General features: G+C 72.8%; 13 protein-coding genes. 6 read left to right on the top strand and 7 right to left on the bottom strand.

Translation table 11 applies throughout. The features are described from left to right. Positions 1-17 precede the first annotated feature (17 nt). Positions 18-446 carry an acyl-CoA thioesterase gene (locus tag ACZ7PG_RS13655; RefSeq protein ID WP_470239421.1) on the bottom strand — a complete coding sequence of 143 codons (429 nt, stop codon included), beginning with the start codon at positions 444-446 and terminating at the stop codon, positions 18-20. Continuing rightward, the gene (locus ACZ7PG_RS13650; RefSeq protein WP_470239420.1) at positions 415-1,230 is read right to left on the bottom strand and encodes a helix-turn-helix domain-containing protein; all 816 of its coding nucleotides are present in this window, start codon (positions 1,228-1,230) and stop codon (positions 415-417) included. Before ACZ7PG_RS13650 ends, ACZ7PG_RS13655 begins: the two co-directional genes overlap by 32 nt. Before the next feature lie 73 nt (positions 1,231-1,303). Between ACZ7PG_RS13650 and ACZ7PG_RS13645 the strand changes: the two genes are divergently transcribed. Next, entirely contained in the window at positions 1,304-1,762 is a 459-nt protein-coding gene (locus tag ACZ7PG_RS13645) for a VOC family protein (RefSeq protein ID WP_470239419.1), read from the top strand. A 25-nt stretch (positions 1,763-1,787) separates the two neighbouring features. Next, positions 1,788-2,375 carry a pentapeptide repeat-containing protein gene (locus ACZ7PG_RS13640; protein ID WP_470239418.1) on the top strand — a complete coding sequence of 196 codons (588 nt, stop codon included), beginning with the start codon at positions 1,788-1,790 and terminating at the stop codon, positions 2,373-2,375. Positions 2,376-2,416: 41 nt separating this feature from the next. Here the strand turns inward: ACZ7PG_RS13640 and ACZ7PG_RS13635 are convergent, their stop codons facing one another. Further along, complete coding sequence (locus ACZ7PG_RS13635) at positions 2,417-5,158, bottom strand: TNT domain-containing protein (protein ID WP_470239417.1); 2,742 nt, start codon at positions 5,156-5,158, stop codon at positions 2,417-2,419. Positions 5,159-5,345: 187 nt separating this feature from the next. Here ACZ7PG_RS13635 and ACZ7PG_RS13630 point away from each other — a divergent pair, with 187 nt between their 5' ends. Together ACZ7PG_RS13630 and ACZ7PG_RS13625 are read left to right on the top strand one after the other, a co-directional pair. Further along, positions 5,346-6,212 (top strand): bifunctional methylenetetrahydrofolate dehydrogenase/methenyltetrahydrofolate cyclohydrolase, encoded by an 867-nt coding sequence (locus ACZ7PG_RS13630; protein ID WP_470239416.1) that lies wholly within the window; start codon positions 5,346-5,348, stop codon positions 6,210-6,212. Then, entirely contained in the window at positions 6,209-6,529 is a 321-nt protein-coding gene (locus ACZ7PG_RS13625) for a DUF3017 domain-containing protein (protein ID WP_470239415.1), read from the top strand. The genes ACZ7PG_RS13630 and ACZ7PG_RS13625 overlap by 4 nt, the downstream gene beginning before the upstream one ends. On the opposite strand, the gene ACZ7PG_RS13620 is transcribed toward ACZ7PG_RS13625, so the two are convergent. Further along, complete coding sequence (locus ACZ7PG_RS13620; protein WP_470239414.1) at positions 6,526-7,707, bottom strand: MFS transporter; 1,182 nt, start codon at positions 7,705-7,707, stop codon at positions 6,526-6,528. The two genes, ACZ7PG_RS13625 and ACZ7PG_RS13620, sit on opposite strands and share 4 nt — an antisense overlap. 194 nt (positions 7,708-7,901) lie before the next feature. After that, entirely contained in the window at positions 7,902-8,225 is a 324-nt protein-coding gene (locus ACZ7PG_RS13615; protein ID WP_470239413.1) for an ArsR/SmtB family transcription factor, read from the bottom strand. A 109-nt stretch (positions 8,226-8,334) separates the two neighbouring features. Between ACZ7PG_RS13615 and ACZ7PG_RS13610 the strand changes: the two genes are divergently transcribed. Further along, positions 8,335-9,513 carry an MFS transporter gene (locus ACZ7PG_RS13610; protein ID WP_470239412.1) on the top strand — a complete coding sequence of 393 codons (1,179 nt, stop codon included), beginning with the start codon at positions 8,335-8,337 and terminating at the stop codon, positions 9,511-9,513. Between the two features lie 13 nt (positions 9,514-9,526). Here the strand turns inward: ACZ7PG_RS13610 and ACZ7PG_RS13605 are convergent, their stop codons facing one another. After that, positions 9,527-9,715: a DUF1918 domain-containing protein gene (locus ACZ7PG_RS13605; RefSeq protein WP_470239411.1), complete on the bottom strand. Its 189-nt coding sequence runs from the start codon at positions 9,713-9,715 to the stop codon at positions 9,527-9,529. 195 nt (positions 9,716-9,910) lie between these two features. Here ACZ7PG_RS13605 and ACZ7PG_RS13600 point away from each other — a divergent pair, with 195 nt between their 5' ends. After that, positions 9,911-10,345 (top strand): TrmH family RNA methyltransferase, encoded by a 435-nt coding sequence (locus ACZ7PG_RS13600; RefSeq protein ID WP_372672391.1) that lies wholly within the window; start codon positions 9,911-9,913, stop codon positions 10,343-10,345. Positions 10,346-10,433: 88 nt separating this feature from the next. Here the strand turns inward: ACZ7PG_RS13600 and ACZ7PG_RS13595 are convergent, their stop codons facing one another. Further along, positions 10,434-11,015 carry an HhH-GPD-type base excision DNA repair protein gene (locus tag ACZ7PG_RS13595; RefSeq protein WP_470239410.1) on the bottom strand — a complete coding sequence of 194 codons (582 nt, stop codon included), beginning with the start codon at positions 11,013-11,015 and terminating at the stop codon, positions 10,434-10,436. Between the last annotated feature and the right edge of the window lie 2 nt (positions 11,016-11,017).

The raw sequence follows: 11,017 nt of genomic DNA, 5'->3' as shown, positions 1-11,017 counted from the left end.
GAGCGGGCCGGGAAAGATCACCCGGTTTTCGGCGCCAGGCCCAGCAGTTCCGGGTGGGCGGCCAGCTCCAGCCAGTACGCGCCGGGGTCGGGGAGCAGCCGCCGCCGATCGAGGTCCAGCAGGCCCGACACCGACGTAACCGAAGCGACGTGCGTGCCGTCCGGCGCGTGGAACTCCTGCACCACCAGGGAAGTCTTCCCCTCGCCCCACTGGAACGCGCAGCTGACGGACACTTCGCCGCCGGGGACGAGTTCGCGGTGGAACCGCACGGTCGTCTCCAGGTTCACCGGGCCGATCCGCCGCGCGGTCAGCTCGGCCGGGTCGATGCCGGCCGCCCGCACGCACACCCAGCGCGCGTGGTCGGCGTAGGCGAGGTAGGCCGGGCCGCGGACGTGGCCGTTGACGTCGAGGTCGTCAGCGCGCACCGCGATGGTGACTCGGAACATGCGCCCGATCTTGGCGTGCGGGCGCGGTGGCCGTCTGGAACTTTTCGGCCACCCGCACGAGTGCCGCGGGGGAGGAACCGGACAGGCGACGGCATTCGCGGCCGAGGTGGGACTGGTCGGCGTACCCGAGTTCGGCGGCGACGCCGGCCAGCGACGTCCGCCCGGCGGCCAGGGGTTCGAGCAGGCGCAGGAACCGCTGGAACCGCCGGACGCGCTGCAGCTGCTTCGGCCCGGCGCCGACGGCGTGGACGAAGTGCCGCCGCAACGCGCGTTCGCTGATCCCCACGGCGACCTCGGACGTCCGCGTGGTCGCGCCGAGGGCCCGCACGGCGGCCAGCACCCGCCGGTCCGGCGTCGCACTCCGGCGGGCGACGAGCGTCTCGAGGATTCCGCGCTGGGCATCGGGATCGGCGGTCGTGGCCAGTGCTTCTTCGGCGCGGCGGGCGTCCGCGCCCCAGAGGTCGCTCAGCCGGGTGGCACCGGCGGGCAGCTCCGGCATCGCCGTGCCCAGCACGGCGGCCGCGGCCCCGCACCGCAGCCGCACGCCGACGCGGGAGGCCGACGCCGGCACCCACAGCCGCAGGGGAGCGCCGACGGTGACGACCACCGCGAGCGCGTCGCCGTCCCACACGAGGTCCGCGCAGCCGTCCGGGAGCACGCGCAGCGGCCGCGCCCAGCCGGTGTGCCCGTGCCAGCCGCAGGCCAGGACTCCGGCGAGCGCGACGGGCGGCGCGACTTCGCGGTACACCGACCGCGCCGCCACCGGCCGCAGCGGGATTCCCATGGGCCCAGTATGCAGCGGTCAGGATCTGTCCTATTTCGATCTTAGGGTCGGGATCACCAACCGAGGAGGAAACATGGTTCCCGACGGCTACACGACGGTCACCCCGTGGATCATCGGCCACGACACCGACGGCCTGCTCGACTTCCTGAAGCGCGCGTTCGACGCCGAGGAGCTCGGCCGCGTCGTCGGCGACGACGGGAAGATCGGCCACGCGGAGGTCCGCATCGGCGACGCGGTCGTGATGGCGTTCGACTCGCCGGACGGGTGGGCCGCGACCCCGGCGTTCCTGCGGCTTTACGTGCCGGACAGCGAAGAAACCCAGCGGCGCGCGATCGAAGCGGGTGCGCTCGAGGTGACCCGCCAGACGGTCTTGTTCTTCGGCGACCGCGTCGGACGCGTGCGCGATCCCTTCGGCAACCTGTGGTGGATCCAGACCCGCCTGGAGAACCTGGACGAAGCCGAAATGGCGCGGCGCGCGCAGCTGCCCGAGTACGTCGAGGCGATGAACTACGTCCAGGGCGTGAAGCTCTGATCGCGGGTGTGGCACCCTGGGGCCCGTGCTGGAGACGGGGGAGGACTACCGCGAAGCGGTGTTGTCCGGGCAGTGGTGGGAAAAGCGCCGGTTCACCGGGTGCGACTTCACCGGAGCGGACCTGAGCGGGCTGCGCACGCGCGGCTGCACCTTCGACGACTGCGTGTTCGGCCGGGCCGACCTGTCCCGCTCGCGGCACGACGCGTCCGCGTTCCGGTCGTGCACCTTCGACCGCACGGTGCTCATCGAAAGCCGCTGGACGTCGTGCTCGCTGCTCGGCTCGTCGTTCGCCGACTGCGGGTTCGCCGGCATCGCCCTCACCGAGTGCGACCTCTCGCTGGCGTCGCTTTCGAAGGCGCGGCTGCGCAAGCTGGGCCTGTCCGGGCTGCGGCTGCGCGAAGCCAACCTGACCGAGGCCGACCTCGCCGGCGCCGACCTGCGCGGGAGCGACCTGACCGGCGCCCGCCTCCAGGCCGCGAAGCTCGACGGCGCGGACCTGCGCGGTGCGCGTCTCGACGCGAACGCCCTGGTCCAGGCCGACCTGCGAGGCGCCGAGGTCGACGTCGAGACGGCCATCTCCTTCGCCGCCGCCCACGGGCTGATCATCCGCTGAAACGGCGAAGGCCCCGGCAGCGCCGGGGCCTTCGACGGGACTCAGTCGATCGGGGGTTCACCCGGGTCGAGCTCGATCAGGTCGCCCTCGGCGACGAGCTCTTCGATCGACGCCGGGAGCAGGTACGCCGACCCGCCGCCCGGCTGGTTGAACCACGGGATCGCGACGCCGGCCAGCGCCTCGAGCGGCCGCTGCACCCGGTAGACGTGGTACGGCCGGTTCACCCACTCGGGCACCAGGGACCGCTCGGCGAACGGTGTGCCCGCCGCGTACGTCAGGTTGCCGGTCGGGCCGCCGAAGCGGTCCAGCTCGCTGCCCGCGGGCAGCTCGCGCAGCTCCTTGCCGCGGAACAGCGTCAGCGGCGGCTCCCCGGCCATCGGCCCGATCGGCCACTGCTGCTGGCCACCGCCCCCACTGCCGCCGTTGACGGCCGGGCGAGCCGGCTCTTCACGACGCGGCGGCGTGGGCGAAGTGCCCGGCGGGATCATCGGGGCACCCTGCGGCGGCACCGGAGCGGCCAGGACGGTCGGCGCCGACGGCGGTTCGCGCCGGGGCGGTGCGGGAGCCACGGGCGGCGGGCCGGCCTGCTGCTGCGCGCCCAGGGGCGGCCCGGCCGGGACCGGCGCGGGCGGAGCGGGGCGACGCGGCGGGGCCGGCGGCTCGTCGTCCTCCAGGTCGCCGAACAGCTCCTCGGCGCTCGTGAACGCCGTCTGCTCCTGTGCGGGCACCGGCTCCGGCTTGCGGACCGGGTACGAGCCGGTCGCGACCTCCGGCGACAGCGTCGCGACGACCCGCTGCGGCGCGGGTTCCGGCTCGGGTTCGGGCTCCGGTTCCGGCTCGGGCTCCGGTTCGGGCACGTGGCCCTCCGGGTTGAGCAGCAGCTTGCCGAGCATGAACGCGGCCGCGTCCTCGGCGTCGCCGAACACCGCGGGGTTGCTGAGCTTGCCGTCGTACCAGCCGACGCGCCAGCCGTCTTCGACCTCCTCGACGCTCCACCCGTGCTCGGCGGGCTCGCCCAGCTTGTAGCCGCTTTCGGGCACGTCGAGCTCGTCCAGCTTGGTCTGCAGGCCGGCGAGCACGGGGTGGTCCGGGGTCTCGCGGCGCAGCGCGCGACGGCCCGGCCGAGGGGCCGGCTCGAGCTCGGGCGCCGTCGGTTCCGGCACCGGCAGGACGCCGGGCACCTCGGACTGGGTGATCATGGTCGGCGGGCCGGGGTCGAACGCGGGCCGCTCCGGCGGCTGGAACGGCTCCTCGTCGTCCCGCCGGGGCTGACCCGGCGGGAACGCCGCGTGGGCCGGCTCGTCATCGACCTGCTGGTCCGGCTGGAAGGCCGCGTGCGCGGGCTCGTCGTCCCGGTGGGAACCGGCGTCGAACGCGGGGTGCGCGTCGTCCTCGCGGTGGGACGCGGGCTCCGGCGTCTGCTTGCCGTCGTACTCGTCTTCGGCCTCGTGCGAAGGCCGGATCACCCCGTCGTGGGGCTCCTCCTCGAGTCCGATCGGCTGGTCGGGGACGTACTCCGCGGTCTCCTCGAGGTCGGGCACGCGGCCCGGCTCCGGTGAGGTGCCGTTCGAGCCGGCGGCGTGCTCGGGGTGCTCGTACTCCTCCTCGCCGTAGGAGTCCTCCTCGGCGAAGCGGTCGTCGAACTCCTGGTCGTCGTAGGCCTCTTCGGCGAACTCGGACTCTTCGGCGTAGGCGTGCTCCTCGGCCGGCGCCTCCGGCTCGGGCGCGTGCGCCGGCGCTTCCACCGGCGGGGGCGGCGCCTGGTGCTGCTGCTGGGGCGGCACGACCGGGACCGCCGGCGCGACCATGGTCGGCGGCGGGCCCGCGGGTGCCTGCTGGGGCGGCGGGCCCTGCGGCACGCCGGGCGGCGGGCCCTGCGGCGGCGGCCCGGCCGGGCGCTGCTGCTGCGGGGGCGGCTGGTTGCCGCGGGTCAGGTACGCGCCGGCGGCCTGCAGCGTCGGCTCGTCGACCGGCGGCAGCTTGAAGCCGACCGCGCGGACGTGCTCGACCAGGTCCGACTCGGGCGAAACGCCGTACTTGCGCAGGTAGAAGTTGACCGCGGCGGGCCAGATCCACTGGCCGTCGCTGTGGAACGCGACCGGCACGGTGGCCTCGGGCGTCGCGGCCAGCCGGTCGATGTCGTAGCCGCGCTCGGTGACGACCAGCGGCGCGTGGTCGAGGTACTCCAGCAGCCGGTCCTGCTCCTCGACCTCGAGGTCGGGACGGTTGATCACCGGACGGCCGGCGGGGCCGATCGTGTCGAAGATCCGCGCGATCCGGAAGTGCGGCCCGGGCTGCTCCGGGCCGAGCCCGGACATCCGCCGGATCAGCCACTCGGGCACGTTCTCCTCGGTGCGCGGGAACATCCGCAGCTCGTCCGAGTAGGCCTGCGGCGGCGGCGCGAGGTTCCACACCGGCTCGTCGCGGTTGTACTCGAGGTTGTAGCTGGACGGGTGGTCGAGCTGGTAGCGCGCGTTGAACCACGTTCCGCGGCCGTCGCGGTACATGCCCCCGCGCAGCCGTCCGAAGAGGGTCGCGATGTCGTGGGTGGCGAGCCACTCGTGCACCGTGCCGTCTTCGGTGACGATCTCGCCGGTCAGCTCGTGGTACCTCCCGACGGCTCGGTACTCCGCGGAGACCTTGCGCCAGTCGCGGGGGGCGGCACGCAGCAAGGCAAGTCCGATCTGCTTGACCAGGGTGTCCTGCTCGGTCGCGTTCAGCTGCGTCGTCGGTTGTGCCACGGGGACATTTTGACTGTTCGCGCGCGCGTGTGCACCCCGCATGTGGGTTTTGCCGCTCGGCGACCCGTCGGCACCCGGTCTGACCTCGGGTGATGCGAGGTGCGGTAGATCACAGCTTGATCGCGGCAGCGTCGCGAGTGGACCGTGTGGGGGTGACGATCACTCTACGGGCTGCGACCACCCGCGCCTGGAAGCGACGCGCGGGGGTCTCTTTGCCAGAATGGGCGTCGTGACGGCGAAGATTCTCGACGGCAAGGCCACCAAGAACGCCATTTTCGCGGAGCTCGAACCGCGCGTCGCGGCGCTGGCCGCGCAGGGGGTGACGCCGGGCCTGGGCACCGTCCTCGTCGGCGACGACCCGGGGTCGCACTCCTACGTGCGGATGAAGCACGCCGACAGCGCGAAGATCGGGATCAACTCGATCCGCCGCGACCTGCCGGCCGACATCACCCAGGAGAAGCTCGAGGCCGTCGTCGACGACCTGAACGCCGACCCGGCCTGCCACGGCTACATCGTCCAGCTGCCGCTGCCGAAGCACCTGGACGCGAACCGCGTGCTCGAGCGGATCGACCCGGAGAAGGACGCTGACGGCCTCGCGCCGGTCAGTCTCGGCCGGCTCGTGCTCGGCCAGCGGGGTGCGTTGCCGTGCACGCCGTACGGGATCATCGAACTGCTCAAGCGCCACGGCGTCGAGCTGAACGGCGCGCAGGTCACCGTGGTCGGCCGCGGCATCACCGTCGGCCGCACGCTCGGCCTGCTGCTGACCCGCCGCAGCGAGAACGCCACCGTGACCCTGTGCCACACCGGCACCCGCGACCTCGCCGCCGAGGTCCGCCGCGCCGACGTCGTGATCGCCGCGGCCGGGGTGCCGGGGATCATCACGCCGGACATGGTCGCCCCGGGCGCCGCGGTCCTCGACGTCGGTGTGTCCCACGTGGACGGAAAACTCACCGGCGATGTTCACCCGGACGTGGCCGAGGTGGCCGGCTGGATCTCACCGAACCCCGGCGGGGTCGGGCCGATGACGCGGGCGATGCTCGTGAGCAACGTGGTCGAAGCGGCGGAGCGCTCGATCCAGGGTCTCCAGGGCCGATGACCATGACCGAGGACCGGCGGGACGTCCACGACCGCCGGCGGCAGTCCCGCTTCACCCAGCTGCCGTTCGCAGCCGTGCTGCTGGTGGCGGCCGTCGCGGCGCTGCGGATCGTCCAGTACCACTGGCGGGAGGGCGCGGCGCTGATCGGCGCCGCGCTCCTCCTCGCCGCGGTGCTGCGGGCGGTGCTGCCGACCGAGCGAGCGGGGCTGCTGGCGATTCGCGGCAAGGTCGTCGACATCGTGACCTACACCGGGCTCGCGGCCGCGGTGCTCTACGTGGCCTTGACGATCATCGGCGGCCCGTTCGCGTCTTCTTAGGACGCCATCGCGAGCTCACGCCGTTCGGCTTTCGCTTCGCGGCGGTCCAAGGTGCCGGAGACAATGGCCAGGGAGAGGCCGAAGACCGCGAGCAGGGCGCCCACCCAGTTCGGGGCGACCAGGCCGAGCCCGCCCGCGATGACCAACCCGCCGAGGTACGCCCCGATCGAGTTGGCGATGTTGAACGCGGACTGGACGGCGGCCGACACCAGGGACGGTGTGCCGCCCGCCTTCTCCATGATCCGCGCCTGCATCATCGGGCCGATCATGAACCCGGCGACGCCGACGAAGAAGATCGTGATCGCCGCGCCGACCTTGCCCTGCGCGGTGATCGTGAAGATCCCGAGCACGCACGCCAGCGACAGCAGCGCGGCGTACAGGCCCGGCATCAGCGCGCGGTCGGCCAGGCGGCCGCCGAGCAGGTTGCCGATCGTCATGCCGACCCCGGCCAGCGAAAGCAGCAGGGTGACGTTCGACGGCGAGTAGCCGGCGACGTCGGTCAGCATCGGCGTGATGTAGGACAGGCAGGCGAAGACGCCGCCGAGTCCGAAGGTGACGATCGCCAGCGCGAGGTGCACCTGCGGCCGCTTGAACGCGCCGAGCTCACCCCGCAGCGACGCGTCGGCGGGCCGGCCCTGGTGGGGCACCAGCTTCGCGATGGCCGCGGCGGCGACCAGGCCGATCACGGCGACGACGCCGAAGGTGGCGCGCCAGCCGACCTGCTGGCCGAGCAGCGTGCCCAGCGGCACGCCGATGACGTTCGCCAGGGTCAGCCCCAGGAACATCATCGACACGGCCTTCGCGCGCTGGCCGGGGCCGACCAAACTGGACGCGACGACGGCGCCGGCGCCGAAGAACGCGCCGTGGGGCAGGCCGGCGAGGAACCGGAACGCGACGCCGAACTCCTGGTTCGGGGAGAGCGCGAAGAGGGCGTTGCCCAGCGTGAACAGGCCCATCATGGCCAGCAGCATGGTTTTGCGCGGCAGCCGGACGGCGACCGCGGTGAGCAGCGGGGCGCCGACGACGACGCCGAGGGCGTAGGCGGAGATCAGGTAGCCGGCGGTCGGGATGTCGACGCCGAAGTCGGCGGCCGCCTGGGGCAGCACGCCCATCATGACGAACTCGGTGGTTCCGATGCCGAAGGCTCCGATGGCGAGCGCGAGCAGCGCGACGGGCACGGCACTCCTTCCAAGGGTGAGAAATCGATTACTTGGCCGTCTCAGTCTCAGGTACTGGATCGGTTCAGTTCGTGGACAAAAAGAAGACAGCCATGCGGCCCCAGCGCCGTGGGCTGTCCTACGCACAGTCCAACAAGCGAAGGGGGTCGTTGTCATCCCGATAGCGGGTGACGATCCACACCGTAACGCCGTGATCAGCGAGGAGCGGCCAGGACGCCGGCCAGCAGGCCCGGGAACAGGGTGTCGAGATCGTTGCGCCGCAACGAGTTGAACCGGGTCGTCCCCTCCTGGCGGCCGGCCACGACGCCGGCCTGTCGCAGGATGCTCAGGTGGTGGGTGATTGTGGACTTGGTCACCGGCACGGTCAGCGCGCCGCACGCGAGCTCGTGGTCCGCCGCGGCGAGCTGGCGCACGATGCCCAGCCGTACGGGGTCGGCCAGGGCGCGGAGCACGCCTTCGACGGTGATCTCGTCCAGCTCCGGGTGAACGATCGGCGGCAGCGCGGCGGTCTTGGCCATGAGCCCATTGTACGACGCCGATCGAAATTGTCGGACCCGCGTAGTACGGTAGTTGTCGAACTACGACGTTCATCGAACCAATCGCCCGCTCGCCTGGGGGGACCCACCCATGTCCACACCCTCGTCCTCGAGGATCTCGGTGCTGGCTTTCGGCGCGTTCGGCGTCGGGACCAGCGGCTACATCGTCGCCGGGCTGCTGCCGGCGCTGACCGGTGAGCTGCACGTCTCGGCCACCGCCGCCGCGCAGCTCGTCACCGCCTTCGCCATCGCGTACGCGGTCGGCTCGCCGCTCTTCGCCGCCGTCACGGGCACCTGGGAGCGCCGGACGCTGCTCGTCGCCGCGCTCGCCGTCACCGCGGCCGGCAACCTGTTCGCCGCGCTCGCGCCCGGCTACGGCTCGCTCCTGCTGGCCCGGGTGGTGACCGCGATCGGCGCCGCGGTGTTCACCCCGGCGGCCAGCGCCGTCGCGGCCGAGCTGACCAGCCCGGAACGCCGGGGCCGCGCGGTCGCGCTGGTGTTCGGCGGCCTGACCGTCGCGCTCATCTTCGGCGTGCCGCTGGGCAGCCTCATTTCGCAGCACCTCGGCTACCGGACGGCGTTCGCGCTGGTCGCCGCGTTCTCGCTGGCGAGCGCGCTGGCCGTGCGAGTGGCGCTGCCGTCGGTCGCCGCGCCACCGCGGGTCAGCCTGGCCGAGCGTTTCGCCGCCGGCCGCGACCCGCGGGTGCTCGTCATGCTGGCCGTGACGGTCCTCGGGTGCCTCGCCGCGTTCATGGTCTACACGTTCGTGTCACCGCTGCTGGCCGCGACCGCGGGTGTCCACGGCACGACGGTCACGGTGCTGCTCTTCTGCTACGGCGTCGGCGGCGCGGTCGGCAACTTCGGCGCGGGCCGGGCGACCGACCGCTGGGGTTCGCGCACGCCGCTGCTGGTCGTGACGGCCGCGATCACCGTCGTGCTGGCGCTGCTGCCGATCGCGACGACGACGCCCATCGCGGCCGGGGTCGCGCTGTTCGTGTGGGGCGTGGCGACGTGGTCGTTCAGCCCGCCGGTGCAGCACCGGCTGATCGAGCTCGCCCCGGGCCACGCGGGTCTGGTGCTCTCGCTCAACGCGTCGGCGATCTACCTCGGCGTCGGGCTGTCCGGGGTGGTCGGGGGCGCGGTGCTCGACTCCGGCGGGCCGCTGGTGCTGCCCGAGGTCGCCGCGGCGCTGACCCTGGTGGCGCTGGTGCTCGTCGGGACGGCGTGGCGCCGGGTCCGCGCGCCGCGGGAAGAGGTCGCGGTGGGCTGAAGAGCCCCTTCGGCTAGTCCGCGCGAGCCTGGACTTCGCAGTCGGGCCCGGGGTAGACGAGCGCTTCGTGCCCGTCGGCGAACCGCACCAGGTAGGGCGGGGCGCCGTCGGGCCCGCGGACTTCGAGGATTTCGCCGCGCTGCTCGGCCGACCCGACGGTACGGCCGTGTACCTGGATTGCGTCTCCCACTCCGGCGTGCATGGCCTTCACCTCCGTGTTCAGAGTAGGAGCGCGGATCGTTCCGCGGTCCCGGCGAACGGGTTAGAATCCGGGCATGACCAACGAAATCGGAGGCGCCGCGCCTCGGCGCCGGTGAGCCCCGCGGTCCGGGTCCGCACGCCCAGCGAACTGCGGAAGTCCCGGCGGACCAAGGCACATCCCTGTTGGGGCCACCTGGTGGCCGCCCCGCTCTGGCCGTTGCACGGCGTGAACCTCGGCACCCTCCTGCGCACCTGTGACGCGGTGGGCGCGTGCCTCGCGGTACCGCGGTTCCCCTGGGTGCCCGAGGCGCTGCGACGCGGGAACACGTTGCGGCGCCCGGCATGCGTGCACTGGGTGCACGACCCACCGGGCTGGCTGGCTCGCGAACGAGCGGCCGGCACGCGGGTGGTCGGCGTCGAACTGGCGGAGGAAGCGGTGCGGCTGGGCGACCTCCCGGCCGCCCGCGGCCGCACGATCGCCGTGCTCGGCCACGAGCAGACCGGCATCCCGCCGGAGGCGCTCGATCTGCTGGACACCGTCGTCGAAATCCCGATGGTCGGCACGGGGGCGAGTCTCAACGTCGCGGTGGCGGGAAGCCTGGTCCTGTACAAACTCGCCGGCCTGCTGTGAAAGGGTCCACTGTGGACGAAGCCGGTGGCGGTGCGGTCGCACTGGCCCACGGCACGAAGCCGCTGGGGCCGTTACGCGTCTGGATGCGCTAGCCCGCTTTCGCGGCGGCCTTGGCGGCCTTCTTGAACGAGCGGACCTCGGCGAGCGTCTCGGCGCTCGTGACGTCGGCGATCGACCGGCGGGAGCCGCGGTCGCCGTACGCCCCGGCCGTCTCGCGCCAGCCCTTCGGCTGGATGCCACGCTGCTTGCCCAGCAGGGCCAGGAAGATCTTCGCCTTCTGCTCACCGAACCCGGGCAACGCGCGCAGCCGCTTCAGGACTTCCGGGCCGTCGGGCTTCGGGCGGCCGTCGAGCCAGAGCCCCTCGGTCCGGCCGTCGTAGTTCTCGATGATGTGCTCCGCGAGCGCGTGCACGCGACGGGCCATCGAGCCGCCGTAGCGGTGGATGGCCGGCGGCACGACGCACATCTCGACGAACGTCTCGACGTCGGTCGCGGCGATCTTCGCGAGGGAGAAGCCGTCCATGCGGTCGGCGATCTTCCGCGGGCCGGCGAACGCGTGCTCCATCGGGTACTGCTGGTCGAGGAGCATGCCGACGAGCAGGGCGAACGGGTCGTCGTTGAGCAGCTTGTCGGCGGCCGGATCGCCGGTCAGGTGCAGTTCGCGCAGCATGC

This window comes from Amycolatopsis sp. NPDC114504 (assembly GCF_055633595.1).
Note: the sequence above shows the minus strand (reverse complement) of the source record. Positions and strands in the feature narration are given on the sequence as shown.